The 21,934-nt window shown below is 72.7% G+C and carries 21 protein-coding genes and 1 riboswitch; of the genes, 11 read left to right on the top strand and 10 right to left on the bottom strand.

Annotated elements, in window-relative coordinates:
• Positions 1-94 precede the first annotated feature (94 nt).
• Positions 95-1,891 (bottom strand): DEDD exonuclease domain-containing protein, encoded by a 1,797-nt coding sequence (locus ACFQQI_RS11070; protein WP_378562391.1) that lies wholly within the window; start codon positions 1,889-1,891, stop codon positions 95-97.
• A gap of 103 nt (positions 1,892-1,994) precedes the next feature.
• On the opposite strand from ACFQQI_RS11070, the gene ACFQQI_RS11065 reads away from it, so the two are divergent.
• From ACFQQI_RS11065 to ACFQQI_RS11040, 6 genes are all read left to right on the top strand, one after another.
• Positions 1,995-2,258, top strand: a complete 264-nt coding sequence (locus ACFQQI_RS11065; protein WP_378562388.1) for a hypothetical protein — start codon at positions 1,995-1,997, stop codon at positions 2,256-2,258.
• Between the two features lie 10 nt (positions 2,259-2,268).
• Entirely contained in the window at positions 2,269-3,534 is a 1,266-nt protein-coding gene (locus tag ACFQQI_RS11060; RefSeq protein WP_378562385.1) for an NYN domain-containing protein, read from the top strand.
• A 37-nt stretch (positions 3,535-3,571) separates the two neighbouring features.
• On the top strand, positions 3,572-3,778 hold the full coding sequence (locus ACFQQI_RS11055) for a hypothetical protein (RefSeq protein ID WP_378562382.1): 207 nt from the start codon (positions 3,572-3,574) through the stop codon (positions 3,776-3,778).
• Positions 3,779-3,969: 191 nt separating this feature from the next.
• Positions 3,970-4,165: riboswitch (cyclic di-AMP (ydaO/yuaA leader) on the top strand.
• An 82-nt stretch (positions 4,166-4,247) separates the two neighbouring features.
• A complete protein-coding gene (locus ACFQQI_RS11050) occupies positions 4,248-5,162 on the top strand; it encodes an NlpC/P60 family protein (protein ID WP_378562379.1) in 915 nt (304 codons plus the stop codon).
• Positions 5,163-5,196: 34 nt separating this feature from the next.
• Positions 5,197-6,456 carry a hypothetical protein gene (locus tag ACFQQI_RS11045; RefSeq protein WP_378562376.1) on the top strand — a complete coding sequence of 420 codons (1,260 nt, stop codon included), beginning with the start codon at positions 5,197-5,199 and terminating at the stop codon, positions 6,454-6,456.
• Positions 6,453-7,688: a M48 family metallopeptidase gene (locus ACFQQI_RS11040; RefSeq protein ID WP_378562373.1), complete on the top strand. Its 1,236-nt coding sequence runs from the start codon at positions 6,453-6,455 to the stop codon at positions 7,686-7,688. Before ACFQQI_RS11045 ends, ACFQQI_RS11040 begins: the two co-directional genes overlap by 4 nt.
• 1 nt (position 7,689) lies before the next feature.
• On the opposite strand, the gene ACFQQI_RS11035 is transcribed toward ACFQQI_RS11040, so the two are convergent.
• A complete protein-coding gene (locus ACFQQI_RS11035; protein ID WP_378562370.1) occupies positions 7,690-9,489 on the bottom strand; it encodes an AMP-dependent synthetase/ligase in 1,800 nt (599 codons plus the stop codon).
• Positions 9,490-9,604: 115 nt separating this feature from the next.
• Between ACFQQI_RS11035 and ACFQQI_RS11030 the strand changes: the two genes are divergently transcribed.
• From ACFQQI_RS11030 to ACFQQI_RS11015, 4 genes are read left to right on the top strand one after another with little or no spacing between them, the layout of a single operon-like run.
• Positions 9,605-10,042, top strand: a complete 438-nt coding sequence (locus tag ACFQQI_RS11030) for an SRPBCC family protein (protein WP_378562367.1) — start codon at positions 9,605-9,607, stop codon at positions 10,040-10,042.
• The gene (locus ACFQQI_RS11025; RefSeq protein WP_378562784.1) at positions 10,039-11,232 is read left to right on the top strand and encodes an ArsA family ATPase; all 1,194 of its coding nucleotides are present in this window, start codon (positions 10,039-10,041) and stop codon (positions 11,230-11,232) included. The genes ACFQQI_RS11030 and ACFQQI_RS11025 overlap by 4 nt, the downstream gene beginning before the upstream one ends.
• A 1-nt stretch (position 11,233) precedes the next feature.
• Positions 11,234-11,617, top strand: coding sequence for a hypothetical protein (locus ACFQQI_RS11020; protein ID WP_378562364.1), 384 nt, complete (start codon positions 11,234-11,236; stop codon positions 11,615-11,617).
• Positions 11,614-12,555 (top strand): ROK family glucokinase, encoded by a 942-nt coding sequence (locus tag ACFQQI_RS11015; RefSeq protein WP_378562361.1) that lies wholly within the window; start codon positions 11,614-11,616, stop codon positions 12,553-12,555. Before ACFQQI_RS11020 ends, ACFQQI_RS11015 begins: the two co-directional genes overlap by 4 nt.
• A 190-nt stretch (positions 12,556-12,745) precedes the next feature.
• Here the strand turns inward: ACFQQI_RS11015 and ACFQQI_RS11010 are convergent, their stop codons facing one another.
• A complete protein-coding gene (locus tag ACFQQI_RS11010; protein WP_378562358.1) occupies positions 12,746-13,105 on the bottom strand; it encodes an ASCH domain-containing protein in 360 nt (119 codons plus the stop codon).
• A 350-nt stretch (positions 13,106-13,455) separates the two neighbouring features.
• On the opposite strand from ACFQQI_RS11010, the gene ACFQQI_RS11005 reads away from it, so the two are divergent.
• Positions 13,456-13,890 carry a hypothetical protein gene (locus tag ACFQQI_RS11005; RefSeq protein WP_378562355.1) on the top strand — a complete coding sequence of 145 codons (435 nt, stop codon included), beginning with the start codon at positions 13,456-13,458 and terminating at the stop codon, positions 13,888-13,890.
• A 167-nt stretch (positions 13,891-14,057) separates the two neighbouring features.
• Here the strand turns inward: ACFQQI_RS11005 and ACFQQI_RS11000 are convergent, their stop codons facing one another.
• From ACFQQI_RS11000 to ACFQQI_RS10970, 7 genes are all read right to left on the bottom strand, one after another.
• Positions 14,058-16,613, bottom strand: a complete 2,556-nt coding sequence (locus ACFQQI_RS11000) for an AMP-binding protein (protein ID WP_378562352.1) — start codon at positions 16,611-16,613, stop codon at positions 14,058-14,060.
• The gene (locus ACFQQI_RS10995; protein WP_378562349.1) at positions 16,610-17,674 is read right to left on the bottom strand and encodes an ABC transporter ATP-binding protein; all 1,065 of its coding nucleotides are present in this window, start codon (positions 17,672-17,674) and stop codon (positions 16,610-16,612) included. The genes ACFQQI_RS11000 and ACFQQI_RS10995 overlap by 4 nt, the downstream gene beginning before the upstream one ends.
• Complete coding sequence (locus ACFQQI_RS10990) at positions 17,671-19,182, bottom strand: ABC transporter permease (RefSeq protein ID WP_378562346.1); 1,512 nt, start codon at positions 19,180-19,182, stop codon at positions 17,671-17,673. The genes ACFQQI_RS10995 and ACFQQI_RS10990 overlap by 4 nt, the downstream gene beginning before the upstream one ends.
• A gap of 71 nt (positions 19,183-19,253) precedes the next feature.
• Complete coding sequence (locus tag ACFQQI_RS10985) at positions 19,254-20,261, bottom strand: iron ABC transporter substrate-binding protein (RefSeq protein ID WP_378562343.1); 1,008 nt, start codon at positions 20,259-20,261, stop codon at positions 19,254-19,256.
• A gap of 538 nt (positions 20,262-20,799) precedes the next feature.
• A complete protein-coding gene (locus tag ACFQQI_RS10980; RefSeq protein ID WP_378562340.1) occupies positions 20,800-20,985 on the bottom strand; it encodes a hypothetical protein in 186 nt (61 codons plus the stop codon).
• 227 nt (positions 20,986-21,212) lie between these two features.
• Positions 21,213-21,551 (bottom strand): hypothetical protein, encoded by a 339-nt coding sequence (locus ACFQQI_RS10975; protein ID WP_378562337.1) that lies wholly within the window; start codon positions 21,549-21,551, stop codon positions 21,213-21,215.
• Positions 21,552-21,654: 103 nt separating this feature from the next.
• Positions 21,655-21,879, bottom strand: coding sequence for a hypothetical protein (locus tag ACFQQI_RS10970; RefSeq protein WP_378562334.1), 225 nt, complete (start codon positions 21,877-21,879; stop codon positions 21,655-21,657).
• Positions 21,880-21,934: the final 55 nt, after the last annotated feature.

Below are 21,934 nucleotides of genomic sequence, written 5' to 3'. Positions count from 1 at the left end.
CGGGGCCGGGCCTCGACACGCCAGTCGCGACCTCGCAGGCTCGGTCGCGCGGCTCGCTCGACCACCATCAGCGAGTCCGCTGACGCGTCCTCGCTCATCTGGCCGGTTGGTGGACCGTGGTGAGCCCGCGACGCTCCGCGAAGGGCACCAGCGACAGCCGGGACTGGTTGACCGCGTCGTGCACGGCGAGGTGGCGGGTCGCGCCGGCCACCGGGCAGGTCCACTCGCCGTCGACGTCGACCAGGCGGATACCGGGCGACTCCAGCCAGCGCAGCACCTTCTCGGTCTCCTCGGCGGTGGCGGACGGCACCGGGCCGGGTCCGGGGCGGACCGTCTCGGCGGACTGCCGCAGCGTGGCGACATAGGCGTGGGCGTCGGCCCCCGACGGGATCACGCCGGCGGCCGCCAGCCGGCCGTGGCGAACCACGTGGACCGCCCACCGGCCGTCGTCCTCGCGGCGCGCCGCGACCACTTCGGGGCACCGCGTGAGCGCGGCGAGCCGCTGGGAGCGGGCGGCCGCCCGCACGAAGGCGGCGAGCCGGTCGCGGTGCACGCCCGCCTCCTCGAACCGCTCGTCGTCGGCCAGCTCGGTCATCCGCGCGTTGATCGCCTCGACCACCTCGTCGGGCCGCCGGAGCAGCGAGTCGCGCAGCTGGCGCACCACGGCGGCGTACGCCGTCTCGTCGACGCTGCCGTCGCACGGGGACAGGCACCGGCCCATCTCGGCCAGGACACAGGCGGACTTGGTGGCGGCCTTGGGCAGCCGGTCGGAGCACTGCCGGATCGGGAACGTGTCGTGGAGCGCGGCGAGGCACTTCTCGGCGGCCTTCTTCGACGAGAACGGGCCGAGGTAGTCGGCGTCGTCGTCGAGCACGCGGCGCACCATGGACAGCCGCGGCCACGCCTCGCGGGTCAGCTTGATGAAGTGGACCTTCTCGGGGAAGCGGGAGCGCCGGTTGTAGCGAGGCTTGTGCTCGGCGATCAGCCGCAGCTCGCGGACCTCGGCCTCCAGCGAGGTCGCGCACTCGATGCCGTCGACCGCGCTCGCGATGCCGACCATCTCGCCCATCCGGGACCGGGTCTCCGAGGCGGTGAAGTAGGAGCGGACCCGGGTGCGCAGGTCGCGGGACGTGCCGACGTAGAGCACCCGCTCGCGCTCGTCGCGGAAGAGGTAGACGCCCGGGGCGTGGGGGAGGCCCTCGGCGAGGTGGCGCTTGCGGCGCTGCGCGGTGGTGACCCGCGACGAGAACGTCTGGAGCTCCTCGAGCGTGTGCACGCCGAGCCCGCCGAGGCGCTCCATGAGGCCGTGCAGCACGTCGACGGTGGCCCGGGCGTCCTGGAGCGCCCGGTGGTTGGGCGTCGTCGTGGAGCCGAACACCTTCGCGAGCGAGGACAGCTTGCAGTTGGGCGCGTCGTCGCGGGTGATCACCCGGCGGGCCAGGCGCGCCGTGTCGAGGACCTCGAAGGTCGGCCACGGCCGGCCCTGCTGCTCGGCGAAGTAGCGCAGGAAGCCGACGTCGAAGGGCGCGTTGTGGGCGACGAGCACGCAGCCGGCCGCGAACTCGAGGAACGCCGGGAGCGCCGACTCGATCGACGGGGCGTCGGCGACCATGCCGTTGGTGATGCCGGTGAGGACCGCGATGAACGCCGGGATCTCGGCGCGGGGGTTGACCAGGGTCTGGAACTCGCCGAGGAGCTCGCCGCCGCGCACCTTCACCGCGCCGATCTCGGTGATCATCGAGCCGCCCTCGGCGGACCCGCCGGTGGTCTCGAGGTCGACCACGCAGAACGTGATGTCACGCAGCGGGCGGCCGAGCTCGTCGAAGCTGCGCTGGGCCTCCCAGCCCGTCGCATCGCTCCGGCTGCCGGAGGCGGCCTGCCTGGTGGTCATGTCCGCGACGCTAGATGCGGCCACCGACAATCCGGCGGCGGCGCGCGGGGCACCCACCGTAGGGTGGGGCACCACGCTGATCTCGTGGGGCAGGAGGTGTGCGATGTCCGTGACGATCCCCGACGCCGGGCAGCGGTGGCGCTGCGGCGCCTGCGGCAACCTGACCCGCTTCGACGTGACCAGCACCCGCCGCACCACCGAGTTCTGGCACTTCGACCTCGCCGGCGACCACCGGGTCGAGGAGACTCGGCTGCTCGCCGAGTCGGTCGAGCAGGTCACCTGCCGCTGGTGCGGGCGCTCCGACGCCATCGAGGTCGTCGACCGGCACGACGCTGCACCCCTCGAGACACCACTCGAGACGAGCTGACGGAGTCGTCGTGTCCACCCCCGAGCCCCTGGCCCTGGCCGGGCTTCCCGAGCCGGTCCGCACCCGCGTCGTCGCGCAGACGGCGGAGGTGCTGCCGGACGTGCCGTCGCTGCCGGCCGCCGTACGACGGGTCGCGTCGTTCGCCCCGGCCCGCCGCGCCCGCCTCGGGGCGAGCGCGATCGTCGCGGCGCTCGACGACGACGAGCTGCGCGAGCGGGTCGGCGTGCAGGTGGCCGCCCGGCCGGAGCCCGACGACGGGGACGACGCGTCGGTGGCTGCCCGCCTGTGGCTGGTCCGCCCGGACGGGTGGGACGAGCTGCTCGCCGGCCGCGTCGAGCGGGTCGCGGAGGGCGCCGGCGACGATCGCGAGCGCGAGCTCACCCGGCTGCGCTCCCGCCTGGCCGAGGCCGAGCAGGCCGTCCGCGAGCTGCGCGAGGCGCAGCGGGCCCGCGCCGACGAGCACAAGGCCGAGCACACCTCGTTGCGGCGCAAGGTCGGTGAGGCCCGCGCGGCCGAGCGGGAGGCCCGCGCCCAGGCCGAGCGGGCGACCGAGGAGCTCACCACCCTGCGTGGCCAGGTCGAGGACCGCGTCACGAACCTGGAGAAGGAGAACCGCCGGCTCCGCGCCGAGGTCGAGCGCCGCGAAGCCGAGGAGACCCAGGCGCGTCGGGTCGCGCGGTCCGACCGCGACGAGGTCACGCTGCGGGCGAAGCTGCTGCTCGACACGGTCATCGACGCCGCCTCGGGGCTGCGGCGCGAGCTCGCGCTGCCCACCGTCGAGGGCGCGCCGGCCGACCGCGTGGAGGCCGAGGTCGCGGCGTCCGGGTCGCGTACGACGAGCGCTGCCGGCGCGCTCGACGCGGGCAACCCGGCCCTCCTCGAGCAGCTGCTCGCGATGCCCCGGTCGCGGCTCGTCGTCGACGGCTACAACGTCAGCAAGCGGGCCTGGCCGAGCTCGTCGCTCGAGGCGCAGCGCAACCGGCTCGCCGGCGGACTGGCCGCGCTCGTGGCACGAACCGGCGCCGACACCACGCTGGTCTTCGACGCCGCCGAGACCGACCACCGCCCGCCGGTCGTCGCACCGCGCGGCGTCCGGGTGCTCTACAGCCCGCGCGGCGTGATCGCGGACGACGTCGTCCGCGACCTGGTCGCCGTCGAGCCCGCGGGGCGAGTCGTGGTGGTCGTCACCGCCGACCGGGCGGTCGCCGAGGACGTCGCCCGCGACGGGGCCCGGGTCGTCGACCCGGACGCGCTGATCGCGCTCATGAGCCGCTGACGACCCACTGTCGGTGGTCCCTGTCACCGTCGTCTGCATGAGCACGAGAATCGACTGCGACACCTGCGAGGTCCGCGGGCTGCACTGCCACGACTGCGTGGTCACCGTCCTGCTCGGCCCGCCACCCGAGCTGACGTTCGACGACGACGAGCGAGAGGCACTCGACCTGCTCGCGGAGGGCGGGCTGGTGCCACCCCTGCGACTGGTCCGGGCCGTCGACACGCCGCACGTGGAGTCGGCGTGACCCGAAACGCCGGACCCTGTGACTGGTGTGATCCCTGTGACAGCTGAGGCGTTCTCGGGGCCGGATTGGTGCCCTCGGGGCAGAAACGCGTCAAAAATACCCAGCCTGTGCCGATCAAGGGTTTGGCGACGAGGGGGTTGATGGTTAACCTCAGTCGCTCAGGTGGCCGGACGTGGATCAGTCGGATCTGGGCGGCCACCGCGCTGAGTCCGGGCTCTCGATCCGTCGGGGACCCGGAGCCGGGGAACCATCGGTGCCGGGTCCGCCCGTCACCAGGGGTGAATCACCGGGAGGGCGACGGCACTCGTGCCGGGACCGGACCGGTGTAGGGCAAATGTCGTGCCCGAATCCGTCAGCTCACCCGGTAGGCGTACGACGTGCCAAAGGAGACCGCCCGCTCGTGCAGAAGAGCCGGAAGCGACTCGTCACCGTCCTGTCGGGTTGCGCCATGATCGCCTGTGTCGGATTCATGCCCTCGACCCCCGCTCAGGCCGAGCCGGACATCGATGACGTGCAGAAGCGCGTCGACACGCTCTACCACGAGGCCGAGCAGGCCCAGGAGCGCTACCACGACGCGCACCTGGAGCTGAAGGACCTCGAGCGCGACCTCACGTCGCTGCGCGCCGACCAGGACCGCCAGGACGACGCGTTCGAGGACGTCCGCGCCCAGGTGCAGGACTCGATCGTGCGTCAGTACGAGGGCGAGAGCCTCTCGACGGTCGGCCAGGTCGTCGTCTCCGACGACCCGCAGTCCTTCCTCGCCCAGCTCTCGACGATGTCGGCGTTCAACGACCTCCAGACGCAGCTGTTCGACAAGTACGCCACGGAGGCGGAGGCGCTCGGCATCCGCCAGGAGGCGACCGAGCGACGCGCCGCCCAGGTGGCCGAGATCGAGAAGAAGCTGGCCGCCGAGAAGGAGACCGTCGACAAGAAGCTCGCGGAGGCCCAGAGCCTCCTCGACGAGCTCGAGGAGGAGGAGCGCGAGGACATCCTCTCCCGCGGTGTCTCGCGCGTCCCGTCCGACGTGCCTGCCTCCGGCCGCGCCGCCGCCGCGATCGCCTACGCGATGTCCCAGGTCGGCGACTCCTACGTCTACGGCGCTGCCGGCCCGTCCGCCTTCGACTGCTCCGGCCTCACGATGATGGCGTGGGGGCAGGCGGGCGTCGGGCTGCCGCACTCGTCGAGCGCGCAGTACGGTTCCGGCCCGCACATCTCGATGAGCGACCTCCAGCCGGGCGACCTGGTCTTCTACTACAGCCCGATCAGCCACGTCGGCATGTACATCGGCAACGGGATGATCGTGCACGCCGCCAACCCCGGCACCGGCGTCGTCGTCTCCGCGGTGAACTCGATGCCGTACACCGGCGCGGTGCGTCCCGGCTGATCCAGCTCTTGGCACCTGACGGCAGAATGCCCGGGTGAGCACCACCCCCGATCAGCCACGCCAGGCCGGTCGCCCACGCTGGTGGGTGGCCGGCCTTGCGCTGTGTCTGCTGGTCGGCGCCGCCCTCGTCGGCTGGGCGGCCACCCGCGACGACACCTACGTCGCGCCGACGCCGCAGTCCGCCCGGCCGGACGTCGATCCGACCGACGCGGCCACGACCCTGGCGGCCTTCGAGCAGGCCGTGCGCGATCGCGACGCCGACGCCGCGCGTGATCTCGCGCCCGCGGGGGACAGCGGCGCCGCGGACGTGCTCGGCAACCTGGTGGCGAACGCCGAGGCGCTGCGGGTCACCGACTTCACGGCGCGCTACGTCGACGACGACGGCGCGCCGACCTCGGACGGCGCATGGACGGCCGCGGTCGACGTGACCTGGCGGTTCCGCGGGTTCGACACGGTCTCCGCACGGGCCGAGGTCACCGCCCACCTGGTCGCCGACGACGACCGGGTCGCGCTGGCCGGCTTCGGCGGCGTACGTCGGGTCTCGCCGGTCTGGCTCTCCGGCCCGGTCGACGTACGGCGTACGCCCTCGACTCTCGTGCTCGTCGCCGAGGGCGCGGGGGAGGCCGACCGCTACGCGGCGCGCGCCGAGGCCTCCGCGCCGGCCGTGCGCCGCGTGCTGCCGGACTGGCGCCGCGGTCTGGTGGTCGAGGTCCCGGAGTCGGCCCCGGCGCTCGAGGAGGCGCTCCTCGCGACGGACGGCGACTACGACCAGATCGCCGCGGTGACGACCGCCGCCGACGGCTCGGCCGCTCCGCAGTCGGCCGTGCACGTCTTCGTCAACCCCGACATCTTCGGCGGGCTCCGCCCCACCGGCGCGCAGGTCGTCATGACGCACGAGGCCACCCACGTGGCGACCGGCGCGTGGGACAGCCAGTCGCCGCTCTGGCTGCTCGAGGGGTTCGCCGACTACGTCGCCCTGCGCGACGTCCGCCTGCCGATCGAGCGCTCGGCGGCGCAGATCATCGAGTCAGTACGCCGGTCCGGCCCGCCGCGCGCGCTGCCCGACGCCGCGGCGTTCGGGGCGCGAACGCCCCGGCTCGGCGCGACGTACGAAAGCGCCTGGCTGGCGTGCCGGCTGGTCGCCGAGACCGCGGGGGAGGACGCGCTCGTCGCGTTCTACAGGGCCGTCGACCGCGGCCGGGACGTCGACGCGGCGCTCACCTCCACGACCGGCCTCACCGTCGCGGGACTCACCGGGGAGTGGCGCGACTACCTGACGGACCTCGCCGCATGAGCGCTCCTGACCGCCGGGTGGCCGTGGTCGTCGCCGTGGTCGGCGGCGTCGCCTTCCTGCTCCTGGCCGCGCTCCTGGTGCCGTGGCAGCCCGTGCCCGGCGGAACGCCGGGGCCGGCGTCGGCGCTGTCGGTCTTCACTCCCGACGAGATCGCGCGCGGTGAGGACTACGCCCGGTGGTCGCGCGTGCTGAGCTGGGCCTCCCTCGCCGTCTCGCTCGTCGTCGCCTGCGTGCTCGGCTTCAGCCGGTGGGGGCAGCGGCTCGTCGGGCGGCTGCCCGGCTGGTGGTGGGTCCGCGTGGTGCTCGCCGTCGTCCTGGTCGTGGTCATCGGCCGGGTGTGCACCCTGCCGTTCTCGATCGCGCTGCGGCAGCGGGCGCTCGACAACGGGTTGAGCAACCAGGCGTGGAGCGGGTTCGCCGCCGACGTGGTGCGCTCGCAGGCCGTGCAGGTCGTCGCGATCTCACTCCTGCTGCTGGTGCTCGTCGGCTGCGCCCGGCGCTGGCCGCGCACCTGGCCGGCGGTCGCCGGCGGACTGCTCGGAGTCCTGGTGCTGCTGGGGTCGTTCGTCTACCCGGTGCTGGTCGAGCCGCTGTTCAACGACTTCCAGTCGCTCGACGACGGCCCCCTGCGCACCGACATCCTGGCGCTCGCCGACCAGGAGGGCGTGCCCGTCGACGACGTGCTCGTGGCCGACGCGTCACGGCGTACGACGACGCTCAACGCCTACGTGTCGGGCTTCGGGGGCACCAGGCGGGTCGTGCTCTACGACAACCTCGTCGCGGACGTGCCGCAGCGGGAGGTGCTCTCGGTGGTCGCACACGAGCTCGCCCATGCCCGGCACGACGACGTGCTCGTGGGGTCGCTGCTCGGCGCCGCCGGGGCGGTGACCGGCGTCGGCCTGCTGGCGCTCGTCGTCGGTGCCCTGGCGGGGCGCGGCCGGCCGACGATGCGCGATCCGGCCGTCGTGCCGCTGGTGCTCGCGCTGTTCGCGATCGCCACGCTGCTCGCGTCGCCCGTGCAGAACACGATCAGCCGCCAGTTCGAGACCCGCGCCGACGTCGACGCGATCGAGGCGACCGGTGACCCGCAGGCGTTCGAGGCGGTGCAGCGCCAGCTCGCGCTGCGCTCGCTGGCGGACCCGACGCCGCCGCGGGTCTCGCAGTTCTGGTTCGGCTCGCACCCGACCGGGCTGACCCGGATCGCGATCGCCAGGCAGTTGGATCCGGGCTGAGTCAGCCGATGTAGAGGGCGGCCACGTCGTCCTTGAACTCGCGCATCACCACGTTGCGCTTGAGCTTGAGGCTCGGCGTGAGCTGCCCGCCCTCCTCGGTCCACTCGTCCGCGAGGATCGTGAACTTGCGGATCGCCTCGGCCTTGGAGACGGCCTTGTTGGCCTCCTCGACGGCGGCCTCGATCTCGGCGCGCAGGTCGGAGTCGTCGACGAGGTCGGCGACGTTGCTGCTCTTGCCGCGCTGCTCGGCCCACAGCGGGACCGCCTCGCGGTCGAGGGTGACCAGCGCGGCGATGAACGGCTGGCCGTCACCCACGACCATGCACTGGTCGACGAGCAGGTGGCTGCGCAGGCGGTCCTCGAGCACGGCGGGCGCGACGTTCTTGCCGCCCGCGGTCACGAGGATCTCCTTCTTGCGCCCGGTGATCCGCACGAAGCCCTCGTCGTCGACCTCGCCGAGGTCGCCGGTGTGGAACCAGCCGTCGGATTCGAGCACCTCCGCGGTCGCCGCGTCGTTCTGCCAGTAGCCGGCCATCACCTGGCCGCCGCGGAAGAGCAGCTCGCCGTCGTCGGCGACGCGCACGGCGGTGCCGGGCAGCGGCCGGCCGACGGTGCCGATCTTGGTGGCGTCGGGGAGGTTGGCGGTGAGCGCGGCGGTGGTCTCGGTGAGGCCGTAGCCCTCGAGGACCACGAGGCCGATGCCGCGGTAGAAGTGGCCGAGCCGCTCGCCGAGCGGCGCACCGCCGGACACGGCGTACAGGCACTTGCCGCCGAGGGCCGTGCGCAGCTTGCCGTAGACGAGCCGGTCGAAGACGGCGTGCTTGGCGCGTACGGGGAACGGGATCTTGCCGCGCTCGATGCCGCGGGAGTAGGCGATCGCGGTCTCGGCGGCGGCGTCGAAGATCCGGCCGCGGCCGTCGGCGGTGGCGCGCTGGGAGGCGGTGTTGAAGACCTTCTCGAAGACGCGCGGGACGGCCAGGATGAACGTCGGGCGGAACTCCGCCAGGTCGGGCAGCAGCTGCTTGATGTCGGCGGTGTGGCCCATCCGGGTGCGCGACTTCACGCAGCCGATCTGGATGATCCGCGCGAACACGTGCGCCAGCGGCAGGAAGAGCAGCGTGGACCCGTCGTCCTCGTGGAAGAGCTTCTCGAGCTCGTCGACGGCGACGCCGAGCTCGAACATGAAGTTGCCGTGGGTGAGCATGCAGCCCTTGGGGCGGCCGGTGGTGCCCGAGGTGTAGATCAGCGTCGCCAGGTCGAGGGGCGTGGCCGCCGTGCGCCGCTTCTCGAGCTCCTCGTCCGAGATGTCGCCGCCGAGCCGGCTCAGGGTGTCGACGGCGTTGTCGGTCAGGGACCAGACGTGGTTGAGCTGGTCGAGCTCGGCGCGGGACTCGGCGACCCGGGCGAGGTGGTCGGGCGTCTCCGCGACGACGGCGCGGGCGCCGGAGTCGGAGAGGATCCAGCGGACCTGCTCCGCCGAGGACGTCTCGTAGATCGGCACCGTCACGGCCCCCGCGAACCAGATCGCGTAGTCGACGAGCGTCCACTCGTAGCGCGTCTTCGAGATCAGCGCGACGCGGTCGCCGACCTCGACGCCGGCGGCGATGAGTCCCTTGGCCACCGCGGAGACCTCGGCGAGGAACTCGGCGGCGGTCACGTCGACCCAGGGGCTCTCGGGGCCGCCGGATCGGCGGCTGAACATGACCATCGACGCGGCCTCGCGCGCGTTGGTCACGACGTCGTCGGTGAGGTTGCCGGTGGCCGGGACCTCGATGCTCATCGGGGTGGAGAACTCGCGCACCGGCTGAGGTTACCGCGCCGGGTCGCGGGGGTCGCCGATCCGGTACGCTCGCAGCCCCGGTCGAGACACTCGGTCGAGACCAGCCGTGGAGCAAGCCGTGGAGCAAGGGGGCCCGATGGCCGAGCAGACCACCTCGTCGATCGTCATCGACGCCGCGCCCGCGGACATCATGAACGTGATCGGCGACTTCGCGGCGTACCCCGAGTGGGCCAAGGGCGTCACCACCGCCGACGTCGTCAAGGAGGGGCCGGAGGGCTGGGCCGAGCAGGTCTTCTTCGCGCTGGACGTCAGCCCGATCAAGGACGAGTACACGCTCGCCTACGAGTGGGACGGCTACGACGAGGTCACGTGGACGCTCGTCGAGGGCAAGATGCTGCGCGCGCTCGACGGCGCCTACACGCTGACCGACCGGGGCGACGGCAGCACCGAGGTGACCTACCGCCTGGCGCTCGACGTCTCGATCCCGCTCATCGGCATGCTGAAGCGCAAGGGCGAGAAGATCCTCATCGACACGGCGCTGAAGGGCCTCAAGAAGCGCGTGGAGTCGCTCTGAGAGTCCTCCTGTTCACCGGCAAGGGAGGCGTCGGCAAGTCGACGATCGCTGCCGGTACGGCGGCGCTGGCCGCTGCCGAGGGCAAGCGGACGCTCGTGCTGTCGACCGACGCGGCGCACTCGCTCGCCGACGCCTACGGCTGCGCACCGGGCACGATCGGCGCCGAGCCCACCGAGGTCGCGACCGGGCTCTACGTCCAGCAGGTCGACGCCCAGCTGCGCTTCGAGCAGTCGTGGGCCGACATCCAGCGCTACCTGCTGTCCGTGCTCGACGCCGCCGAGGTCGACCCGGTCGCCGCGGAGGAGCTGACGGTCATCCCCGGCGCCGAGGAGGTGCTCGCGCTCCTCGAGCTCCGGCTCCAGGCGCTCTCCGGCGGCTGGGACGTGATCGTCGTCGACTGCGCGCCGACCGCGGAGACGCTGCGGCTGCTCGCGCTCCCGGAGGCGCTGGGGTGGTACATGCACCGCGTGCTGCCCGTCGAGCGGCGGGTCGTCAAGGCGCTGCGTCCGCTGCTGACGCGCGCAGCTGGCGTACCGATGCCCGGCGACACCGTGTTCGACGCGCTCGAGCGGCTGCACGCGGAGCTGGAGGAGGTCCGTGCCCTGCTCAGCGGCCCCGACGCGAGCGTGCGGATCGTGCTCACGCCCGAGAACGTCGTGCTCGCCGAGGCGCGCCGATCCTTCACGACGCTCTCGCTCTTCGGCTACCGCGTCGACGGGGTGGTCGCCAACCGGGTGTTCCCGGCCGACGGCGCCGACGACTGGCGGGCCGGCTGGGTGCTCGCGCAGGACGAGGTGCTGGAGCGCGTCGCGGAGTCGTTCGCGGGGCTGCCGGTGTGGCGCTCGGCGTACCGGCACCGAGAGCCGGTCGGGGTGGAGGCGCTGGCGGCGCTCGCGGCCGAGGTGTACGGCGACGCCGACCCGCTGGCGCCGGCGAAGGGCGAGGGCCCGCTCCGGGTGACGCGCCGCGAGGGCGGCGCCGTGCTGCGCCTGTCGCTGCCGCTGGTCTCGCGCACCGATGTCCATCTGGCGCGCAATGGCGACGACCTCGTGCTGACCGTGGGATCGTATCGTCGGCTGCTCACGCTCCCATCCGGGCTGGCGCGCCACCGCGTCGCGGGTGCCCGGGTGGAGCAGGGGGAACTGCAGGTGCGGTTCGTCGAGGACCCCGTGAACGAGGCTGGGAGGTGACGTGAGCGGGGACCGGAACGAGCCGGATGGGCCGGACGTCGGCACGGTTGCGGAGGAGGCTGCGAAGCTCCTCGGCGCGCTGTCGGGCTGGGCGAAGGATGCGACGCACGACCTGGACGAGCACCTGGCGCCGGGTGCGCCCGAGTGCACCTACTGCCCGATCTGCCGCACGGTGCACGCCGTACGCGAGCTGAGCCCGGAGGTGAAGGACCAGCTGGCGACGGCCGCGACCTCGGCCCTCCAGGCGATCGCCGGGCTGGTCGGTGCCGCCGGGCGCAGCGCCCACACCAGTGGTGGGGCGGGCGGTGTGGAGCACATCGACCTCGACGAGGATGCCGGGGACTGGCCCGACGACCACACCGATCCCGAGGGGGAAGACCGATGAGCCTGGCCTGCGGGATCGACGTCGGCGGCACCAAGATCGCCGGTGGCGTGGTCGACGACGACGGCGTCATCGTCGAGGAGGTGCGCGTCGAGTCGCCGGCGACCGACGCGGAGGCGATCGAGGAGGCCATCGCCGGCCTCGTCACCGACCTGCGGTCGCGCCACGACATCCAGACCGTCGGCGTGGGCGCGGCGGGCTACGTCGACAAGGCCCGGGCCGTCGTGCTCTTCGCACCCAACCTCGCCTGGCGCAACGAGGACCTCAAGGGCGAGCTCGAGAAGCGGGTCGAGCTGCCCGTCGTCATCGAGAACGACGCCAACGCCGCCGCGTGGGGCGAGTTCGTGTACGGCGCCGGCCACGACGCCGACGACCTGCTGCTCGTCACGGTCGGCACCGGCGTCGGCGGTGGCCTGGTGCTCGACGGCGAGGTCTACCGCGGCGCGAACGGCGTCGGCGCCGAGATCGGCCACATGCGCGTCGTACCCAACGGGATCCTGTGCGGCTGCGGCAAGCACGGCTGCTTCGAGAAGTACGCCAGCGGCTCGGCCCTCGTCAGCGAGGCCCGCGCGCTCGCGGCGAGCGGCGCCGCCATCGCGCAGGGCATGCTCGACCGCGCCGGCGGCGACCTGGACGAGATCACCGGCCCGCTCATCACCGAGGCCGCCCGGGACGGCGACCAGGGCGCGATCCAGCAGCTCGCCCGGCTCGGCCGGTGGCTGGGCGAGGGCATCGCCTCCCTCACCGAGATCCTCGACCCCGAGGTCGTGGTCATCGGCGGCGGCGTGAGCGAGGCCGACGAGCTCCTGCTCGGCCCGACCCGCGAGGCCTTCGGCGCCCAGCTGGTCGGCCGCGGCTTCCGCCCGATCCCCGAGATCCGCAAGGCGCGGCTCGGCAACCGCGCCGGCCTGATCGGCGCCGCCGACCTGTCGCGCCACTGAGGCCACGCGACCGGGTGGCCCCGCCCTGCCGGCGGCGCCGTGGTGCCGTCCGCCCGCGGGTGGGATGGCGCCTGTCGAGAGGAGTCGACTGTTGTCGGCGGCTCGCGCCACATCGCCGCCTGACGGACACCCGGATCAGCCGCTGAGCGGTCAGCTCGTTGGGCGGCGGAAGCGGAGTCGACTCGGCTTGTCACATCAGGACGAATCTCAGGCACACCACGGATGTCTCGCTCGTGACAGGGCTTCCGATGCGCTCCCAGTAGCGCCGGTGACCAGCTCTCCACTCCTCCAGGTCCGCGTCTCCCTCTCCTTCAGCCTCGGCGAAAGACCAGGGAACGTCGATGAAGGGCATCACTTCGACCTCGGTCACCTCGACAGTCGCGATCTGCCGACCGTCGTTGTCCAGCAAGGCGAGGCATTCGCCGACACGCTCGAGCGGCTCGCCGTCCTCGGCATACTCACTCACCAATCCCGCGGTCGCCCGCTTGCGGCCGGCGAGCACGAGACGGTTGAGCTCGTCGCGAAGTGCGCCCGGTGTCCCCAGCTCCAAGGCACGCAGTCCACCCACCCTGGGCCAGTTCACAGCAATCCCAGAAAGCTCGCGCCATGGCGTGGATCGCTGACCCGAACGTCTGCATCCCCCACCCGAAGCAGGCTACCCGGCGCCGCGCACGACGGCGCCGACCGAGAACTCCGAACCCCGCGCCAATCCTTCGCGTTCCCTGTCACAGGCGGACGCGCGTGCTGGGTCACGTCTTCCGCGCGGAGCAGTCGGTTGCGCCAACGCCGTGGCCGATTCACGCGGCAGCCAGGGCACCAACTCTGCGGTCCTGGTATCAGCGACCAGTCCGCCGTCCTCTGAGTGAGTACAGACGGAGCGGACGAGGCAACGATCAGGCCATGGCCCTGGCCGCGAGCGTGGAAACCCAACGGCCGGTTGCGTCGCAGTCCGGTCGTGACACCAAGGAGTGCACCGTGGGACGTCAATGGCTCAACGTGTTCGTCGATCAGGCAGGGCAGGCGCCCGCGACGCAATGGTTGAAAGAGGACGACGTCGTCCAGCTCTCCGGGCAGTCGATCCGGATCCTCGAGTCAGACCGGAGTGGCGCCGTCACGATGGAGGGTCGTGGGTTGGCCGACTACGGCGATGCCGAGGTCTACCTCAAGATCAACTACCAGTCGGGTGCCTCTCGTTACCTGTCCGCGCCACTGCACACGCCGGTCGAGGTCCTGGATGTGGACTCGCTGGAGCTCAACATCCTGTTCCTCGTCGGCCCGCAGGGCACTCCCTACCGGGCCTTGGTGAACGCACACTGCGTCTACGAGGTGCTTTAGGCCTCGACGCACGCTGTCTCAGCCGATCCCAGGTTCAGTGCCGCGCGAGTCACCCCGGGGACGTGCGTGCCTCCGCCGCGAGGCGGCCGTACGCATCTGCCGCTGCGGGTGCGTTTCGCGGGCGCGTCACACGCCGTCCATGGGGCCGTCGAGCATTCGATGTGTCGTCAGGGTGTGGTCGCGAGACGTCGTCCGGTCGCGTCTTTTCGCAAGCCGGGTCGCCACATCGCAGCGACGAGAGGAGTCGCCCTCGACACGAGTAGCCAGGCGAGGACGCCGACTGCGAGCGAGGCGAGGATCGCCCAGACCTGGTGGCCGCTGTCCTCCAGGGGTGGGTACACCTGCCAGTGGGTGAGGTAGATCCACAACGATGCCGAGGCCAGGACTCCGAGGATCGACGCCGTCCACGCAGGCATCCGGAGCGGGCGGCCGACGACCAGCAGCAGGACTCCGGCGACGACGATCGCCTCACGTCGCGCGTCACCGAAGAACCCGGCCGTGGCCACGATCGCCAGCGCGGCGACGAGCAGCCGCTGCTTCCGGTCCCGGGCGAGCGCCGCGCAGGCACCGAGCGCCAGGCACCAGACGACGACGCCGAGCGTGTAGCGCTCCGTCGACTCGGCCTCGACACCCGTCCACCAGTACCGCACGGCCAGGGTGAGCCCGAGGAGCGCGAGCGCCCAGCCGAAGGGCGCTGCGCGCTGGGCGCGTGCCAGGAGGGGTACGGCGAGCAGCGCGGCCAGGCCGAGGTGGCACCACACCAGGGTCTCGATGAACCAGTACTGCCACTGCTCGTCCCAGTGCTCGCTGCCGAGCGGCCCGTTGAGGAGGAGCGCGGTCGGCCAGTCGTACTGGTGTCCGACCGCGGCCAGCGCGCCGACGAACAGCACGGCCGGGACGGCGATCGCTAGCGCGCTCCGGAGCAGCCCGCGCACGCGTTGTTGGTCCTCGGGCACCGCGAGCTGGAAGCGCGCGAGGTTGTAGCCGGCGACCGCGAGCAGCACGTGGGCGCCGCCCTGGAGCTGGAACAGGTCCGCGTGCGTGACGACGACCAGCACGATGGCGACGGTGCGCAGCACGACGGCGATGTCGACGGGGACGCCGCGCCGCCGCCGGACCTCGGCTGCCGGGCGTGCGCGTGAGCCGACCTCGGCGAGCTCGACCGCGGACAGCGTCGGCCACGACGGGGGCAGCGCCCCCAGCCGCTCGCCGAGACGGGTCGAGACCTCGACGTACGACAGCGAGTCGCCGCCGAGGCCGACGAACGAGTCGCTCGGGGAGGCGTCCGGACGGCCGAGGACGACGGCGTAGAGGTCACGGACCTCGACGGCCGTGAGCGGACCGTCGGGGGGCGGCACGTGCAGGGACTCCGCGCAGGCGACATGCGCCCGCAGGGAGGCGTCGTCGGGCTTGCCGGACGCGGTCACGGGGAGGGCCTCCAGCACGACCACGCGCAGCGCTGCACCGCGCAGCCCGGTGGCGGCGGCGAGGCGGTCGCGGACCCGCCCGCGGGCGCGGGCTCCGCCCACGAAGGCCCACAGGCAGTCGGGTCGCGCGATGAGGCGGACGGCGTCGCCGGCGTCGGCGGCCAGCGCCTCGACGCGGTCGAGGTCGACGCGGTGGCCGAGCACCTTGGCCTGGCGGTCGAGCCGGCCCACGACCTGGAACAGCCCGCCGTCGGTGACGCGGGCCAGGTCGCCGGTGCGGAGCTCGGACAGCTCGGGGCCGCGGGCCAGGTCGGCGCGGGAGTGGGCGTAGCCCATCATCACGTTCGGCCCGGTGTAGACGAGCTCGCCCGTCCCGGGTGGTGCGTCCGGCACCGGTTGCACCCGCAGGGCGCCGCCCGGGACGGCGACGCCGATCGCGTCCGGGTGGTCGAGCGCGCGGTCGGGCGGGAGGTAGGCGATCCGGGCGGTCGCCTCGGTCTGGCCGTACATCACGAACAGGTCGACGCCGTGCTGGCGGAGCAGGCCGGCGTACTCGAGCACCCGGTCTGGTGCCATCCGGCCGCCGGCCTGGGTCAGGTAGCGCAGCGACGGCAGCCGGGGGAGGACGCGTCCGCCGAAGTCGATGGCGTCGAGCAGTGCGAAGGTGTGCGGCACTCCGGCGACGCCGGTCAGGCCGCTGCGGACGGCGAGGTCCCAGAAGCAGTCGTCGGCGACCGACAGGTCCGTGAGGACGACCGTCGCGCCGACCAGCAGGTGGCTGTGCAGCACCGAGAGGCCGTAGCAGTAGTGCAGCGGCAGCGCGGTGATCGCGACGTCGGTCGGGCGGAGGTCGAGGTAGTCGGCGATGCTGCGCGCGTTGGCGAGGACGTTGGCGCGTGAGAGCCGAACCAGCTTGGGCGAGCCGGTGGAGCCGGACGTCGACAGCAGCAGTGCGAGGTCGGGGTGGAGGTCCTCGGCGGTGCCGGGCCGGTACTCCGCGACCAGGTGCTCCTGCCGGGCCAGGTCGCCGTCGGCGAGCAGCAGCACGGGGTGGCCGTCGGCCAGGGCGGCGAGGTACGACACGACGAAGTCGACGGTCGGCCGCGCCTCGAGCGCCACGAGGTGCCTGGCTCCGAGCCGCTCACGCTCCCGTGCGACCCGGTCGAGGAGCTCGGCGTACGTCACGACGAGGTCGCCGTCCACGAGGGCGGGGTCGCCCGGGGCGCCCCCGAGGAGCCAGTGCGTGGACCGGGGCGTCGGCTGGCGAGTGGGCCGGGCGACCGGGGTCGTGCTCATCGGTCCTCCGGCCCGTCATCGGCGGGGAACGCCAGCACCTCACCGACGACGCGGACGCCGACCTGGGAGCCGGGCTCGGGCACGTCGCTCGCGGGCACGCGTGCGGTGAGGTCGACCAGGTCGTCGCTGCCGACGACCCGGGCCCGGACGGTTGCGTCGTGGCCGAAGAACGACACCTCGACGACCTCGGCGGTCAGGCAGCCCGGCTCGTCCTTGGCGGTGACCACGACCTGCTCCGGGCGTACGGCGAGCAGCACGCGGCCGTCGCGGGTGCCGCGGACCGGGACGGGCCCGAGCGCGCTCGTCGCCGTACCCCCGACGGCGGCGCCGCGCACCAGCGCGGCGTGCCCGACGAACGACGCCACCGCGGGGCTGACTGGGTCGAGGTAGACCTCGGCGGGTGTCGCGACCTGGAGGAACCGACCCGCGGCCATGACGGCGACCTGGTCGGCGAGCGAGAGCGCCTCACCCTGGTCGTGGGTGACCAGCACGGCCGTCGCCTCGCTCGCGCGGAGCGCCCGGGCGACGGCACGGCCGGTCTCCTCGCGCAGGCCGGCGTCCAGGGAGGAGAACGGCTCGTCGAGCAGCACGACCTCCGGGTCCGGCGCGAGTGCGCGGGCCAGGGCGACCCGCTGCTGCTGGCCGCCGGAGAGCTCGTGCGGCTGTCGGGTGGCTGCGGCACGCGGCAGCTCGACCAGGTCGAGCATCTCCTCCACGCGCCGCCGGGCGGCCGGGGTGCGCCGGCCGGACGCGAGTCCGAACGTGACGTTCGCCGCGACGTCGAGGTGCGGGAACAGCGCGCCCTCCTGCGGCACGTAGCCGATCCTCCGCCGCCGCGGCGGCACCGGTCGGCCCTCGCCGGCGACGACCCGGTCGCCGAGGTGGATGGTGCCGGCGTCGGGCTCGAGGAAGCCGGCCACCAGGCGCAGCATCGTGGTCTTGCCGCACCCGGAGGCGCCCAGGACGGCCGTGATGCCGCCGGGGACCTCGAGGTCGACGCCGTCGAGCACGCGGACCGCGCCGAAGCTCTTGGTCAGCCCGGTGATGCGCAGCGCGGTCATGCCAGCCTCCGGGGGCTCGTGGACACCGCAGCGCGGCCCAGCAGCCAGGTGGCCGGCACCGACAGCACGATCAGGGCGAGGGCGAAGGGAGCGGCCGCGCCGTACTCGACCGCCGACGCCCGTGACCAGAACTCCGTGGCCAGCGTCGACGTGCCGGTCGGGGAGAGCAGCAGGGTCGCGGTGAGCTCGGTGCCGACGGCCAGCGAGACGAGTGCGACGCTGGCCGCGAGACCCGGCAGGACGAGCGGCAGCGTCACCCGGCGCGCGGCCCCGAGGCGGGAGCAGCCGAGTGAGGTCGCGACGTCGTCGAGGGCCGGCGGGGCCAGCTCGAGCGTGGACCGGACGCCCACGGCGGCGCGCGGCAGGAACAGGATCACGTAGCCGATCACCAGGACCGGCAGGGTCTGGTAGAGCGAGGGCACGGCGCGGATCGAGATCGTCACCAGCGCGAGCGCGACGACGATGCCGGGCAGCGCGTTGGCCGGGTAGACCGCCCGCTCGATCAGGGTGGCGAGCGGCCCGCGGTACCGCACCGCGAGCCAGGCGATCGGCAGGGCCGCGACCGTGGCGAGCACGCCGCCGGCGGCAGCGAGACCGAGCGTCGTGGTGAGCGCTGCGCCGAGGTCGCCGTCGGGCAGCGAGGAGGAGTTCCCGCGCACCAGCCAGCGCACGAGGCTGAGCAGCGGTACGCCGAGGGACAGCACCGCGAGGCCCAGCAGCGCCGCGAGCCAGGCCGGTGTTGCCCGACCGAGCCGGTGGCGGGTCGCCGCCCGGGCGACGCCGGAGCCGATCCGGGCGCGCCGCCGGCGACCGCGCGCGAGCCCGTCGAGGCCGAGCAGGACGAGGCAGAAGGCGACGAGCACCAGCGCCAGCATCGTGGCGGCCGGGCCGTTGAAGGAGACCCGGTACTGGTCGAGGATCCCGGTGGTCAGGGTCGGGTAGTTGAGCAGCTGCAGCGCGCCGTACTCGCCGAGGAGGTGCAGTCCGACCAGCAGGGCCCCACCGACCACGGCCGGGCTGATCGACGGCAGCACGACGCGGAAGAAGGACGACCACGCGCCCGTGCCGAGGCTGGCGGCGACGTCCTCGACGGCGGAGTCCAGTCGGCTCAGGGCGGCCACGGTCGGCAGGTAGACCAGGGGGTAGTACGACAGGCTCACGACCAGCACCGCGCCCCAGAAGGACTGGATCGCATGCGTGGTGGAGATCCAGCCGTAGCCGTTGACGAACGCCGGCACCGCGAGCGGCGCGCAGAGCACGCCGTGCCACAGTCCCGCCAGCGGCAGGTCGGTGCGTACGACGAGCCAGGCGCAGCCGACGCCGAGCACGACGCTGAGGGCCACGCCGCCGATCAGCAGCCGGGTGGTGTTCCACAGCAGGTCGTCGAACCGGGGCCGGGTCAGCAGGTCCCACGCCTCCGCGGGGCCGAGCTCGGCCGAGGAGACCACGACGTACCCGAGCGGGAGCAGGCTGGTGGTCGCCACCAGCAGCCCGAGGAGCACCAGCACGACCGGCGGTCGGGCCGCCTCCCGACGCTGGTGTCGGGCCTCGGGTGCCGGACGGACGGCCGCCTGGACGCTCAGAGCACGAACCCCGCGTCGGAGAGCAGCTCCACCACCTTGTCGCCGTCGAGCTCACTGACGGCGACGGTGGGCGGCTGCAGCTCGTCGAACGGCTTCACCGGCGGGTCCAGGCTGACCTCCGGGTTGAGCGGGTACTCCAGCGCGTAGCTGTCGGCCAGCGCCTGCTGACCCTCCTCGCTGGTCAGGTAGGCGACGAACTCCTGCGCCTCGTCGGGGTGTTCGGCGTTCTCGAGCACCCCGGCGCCGGAGATGCTGACGAACGCGCCCGGGTCCTGCTTGCCGAAGTAGTACAGCTCGCTGTCGTTGCTGTTGTCGCCCGCCTCGGCCTGGTCGCGGTACCAGTAGTAGTGGTACTCGATGCCGGTCGCGACCTCGCCCGAGTTGACGGACTCGAGCACGACGTCGTTCCCGTCGTACACGTTGCCGTTGGCCTTCAGGCCCTCGAGCCACTCGCGGGTGGCGTCCTCGCCCTTCAGGTCCAGGACCGCGGCGACGATGGCCTGGAAGTCCGCGCCCGTCGGGGAGAACGACACCTTGCCGGCCCACTCCGGCTCGGCGAGGTCCATGATCGAGGCCGGCAGCTCGTCCTCGCCGATCATGCTCGGGTTGTAGACGAGGACGGTCGAGCGGGCCACGAAGCCGGTCCACAGCCCGCTGCTCGGGCGGTACTCGGCCGGGATCGGCTCGGTCGCCGCCTCCTCGAGCGGGGCGAACAGCCCCTCGCGCTCGACCGCCGACATCGCCGGGGTGTTCTCCGTCAGGAACACGTCCGCGGGCGAGGCATCGCCCTCCTGGATCAGCTGTGCCGCCATCTCGGAGTCCGACCCGTTGCGGAGCTCGACCTCGATGCCCGTCTTCTCCTCGAACTTCGGCGCGATCTCCTCCAGGAGCTGCTCGTGCTGAGCGTTGTAGACCACGAGCTTCGGCCCGTCGTCTTCGGAGCAGCCGGCGCCACCGACGGCGACGACCAGGACGAGGGCGAGTACGGCGGAGAAGCGCTTCACGGGGGACTTCCTGTGCATCGACTGTGACTTAGGTCAGCCTTACCTTAACGGCATGCCAGGGAGTTTCCGCACCGCGGTCCAGGACTCTCATGATTCGGTGTCCGCGTGCGCGCCTCCAGGTGTCGAACCCGCACCGACAGGCGGAGCATCGACGCGAGGCGGACACCTCGCCATCACCGGCCAAGCCGCGTCATGCCGGCCGGACACCGGTCCTACCGGAACCGTCCAGCAGCCGCCTGTTGGCGTGCCCTGGCCGTCCGTCTCGAGGGAGCTCGATGCAGCATTGGTCGACCACGCCCTCGACGCGGTCGCCATGACACTTCCGGCGCGCCGCAATCGGTCGCGTGGCTCTGGCTTGACCCAGGTCGCCAACACCAACCGCTCTTCCATCCACTCACTCAGGCGCTCGTCACCGGCCAGGTCGAGCGAGTGGTTCGCACTGCCATCCTTGACCTCGCTTGGGATTCGGTGCACGTGGTGCGGGCTGGCAATGTGCCCGGTCTCGCCGCCTGCCGCCGCTGCTCATTGCGATTGGGCGTCAGCCCGCACGTAGCAGCAGCGCGATCGCGAGGAGACCTATCCCGAGGGCGAGCAACGTCAGGTGAATCAGCTTGACGATGCGCACGTCGCGAGCGGCTCGGTCGAACGCCGCGGCTGTCGCGGGATCGGTCAGATCAGGTTCGGGACGATCCTCGTCGTCGTCCCACCGGTGGTGCAGTCGCACCCAGCCAGTGTCACCCAGACAACAAACGCCTACCGCGACTCCTGAAAGTCCGCACTGCCGCTGGTCGCGCGCCTCCAGGGTGCGACCGTCCCCCGCGAATGCCGGACCTGCCCAGTTTGGCCGGGGACCCGACCACAGGTCGGCGTCCTTCCTACTGGTGCGCTCCATCTGCTCGCTCGTCCCTTGATGTTCCGGGACCCGGTGGCGCCGGACGTGGGTCCGCGGGTCTAACGCCCACGACGACCGAACATGCGGCCCAGGCGGTGCGCCATCGACCGACTCGGCTTGATGTCGATCAGGGTCGATCCATCGGGCAGCGGGAGGTCGGCTGCCTGGTCCGGGGACAGGGTCGTGTCGACGTGGCTGGTGTAGATCGTGGTGATCTGGTCGGCGTCGACGAAGCGCGCGCCGTCGGCCGTCTCGACGACGATGCCGTCGAAGACGGAGACCTTCTCGTCGACCAGGACCGCCCTGACCGCGGCGAACTGCTGGCCGTCGCTCGTCCGCACGGGCGTGCCGGGCTGGAGCGCCGTATAGGCGATCGGGTGGTCAGGCGCGTCAGCCATGCCGTGACCCTACGACCGTCTGGCGACGACGGCGAGAGCGTCGACGACATCGATGCGGCGTTCACTTCCTCGCAGCGCGGGTTCGGGCGGCGAAAGCTCCCTGTCACGTTCGTCGGTGGAACCTGACCTTGCCGTTGGGTAGGTGGGTGGTGGCGTAGTCGGGGTGGTGGGCGAGGCCGTGGTGGTGGGCGCAGTAGGGCTTGCCGTCGCGGAGGTCGGTGTTCCCGCCGTGGGCCCATGGGGTGGTGTGGTGGGCGTGGAGGCCGGTGGTGTGGTCGCATGCCTCTGCGGCGCAGCCGCGGTGAACCGCCCCGGGGTTTCCGGACACTTCGTTCGGTGTCTCTACCCGGTCGGGACGAGACGGTTTCGTGCAGCGTAGTGAA

Source organism: Nocardioides sp. GCM10030259 (assembly GCF_042666375.1).
Lineage (GTDB): Bacteria > Actinomycetota > Actinomycetes > Propionibacteriales > Nocardioidaceae > Nocardioides.
The sequence above is the reverse complement of the archived record's forward strand: the minus strand, read 5'-3'. Positions and strand labels throughout refer to the sequence as shown.

What these genes read in the sequence shown, in the direction of transcription:
- ACFQQI_RS10975 (WP_378562337.1), bottom strand. Translation starts at nt 21,551, where the DNA reads ATGGCTGACGCGCCTGACCACCCGATCGCCTATACGGCGCTCCAGCCC.
- ACFQQI_RS11050 (WP_378562379.1), top strand. Translation starts at nt 4,248, where the DNA reads ATGCCCTCGACCCCCGCTCAGGCCGAGCCGGACATCGATGACGTGCAG.
- ACFQQI_RS11040 (WP_378562373.1), top strand. Translation starts at nt 6,453, where the DNA reads ATGAGCGCTCCTGACCGCCGGGTGGCCGTGGTCGTCGCCGTGGTCGGC.
- ACFQQI_RS11030 (WP_378562367.1), top strand. Translation starts at nt 9,605, where the DNA reads ATGGCCGAGCAGACCACCTCGTCGATCGTCATCGACGCCGCGCCCGCG.
- ACFQQI_RS11055 (WP_378562382.1), top strand. Translation starts at nt 3,572, where the DNA reads ATGAGCACGAGAATCGACTGCGACACCTGCGAGGTCCGCGGGCTGCAC.
- ACFQQI_RS10995 (WP_378562349.1), bottom strand. Translation starts at nt 17,674, where the DNA reads ATGACCGCGCTGCGCATCACCGGGCTGACCAAGAGCTTCGGCGCGGTC.
- ACFQQI_RS11015 (WP_378562361.1), top strand. Translation starts at nt 11,614, where the DNA reads ATGAGCCTGGCCTGCGGGATCGACGTCGGCGGCACCAAGATCGCCGGT.
- ACFQQI_RS11005 (WP_378562355.1), top strand. Translation starts at nt 13,456, where the DNA reads ATGGCCCTGGCCGCGAGCGTGGAAACCCAACGGCCGGTTGCGTCGCAG.
- ACFQQI_RS11065 (WP_378562388.1), top strand. Translation starts at nt 1,995, where the DNA reads ATGTCCGTGACGATCCCCGACGCCGGGCAGCGGTGGCGCTGCGGCGCC.
- ACFQQI_RS11070 (WP_378562391.1), bottom strand. Translation starts at nt 1,891, where the DNA reads ATGACCACCAGGCAGGCCGCCTCCGGCAGCCGGAGCGATGCGACGGGC.
- ACFQQI_RS11000 (WP_378562352.1), bottom strand. Translation starts at nt 16,613, where the DNA reads ATGAGCACGACCCCGGTCGCCCGGCCCACTCGCCAGCCGACGCCCCGG.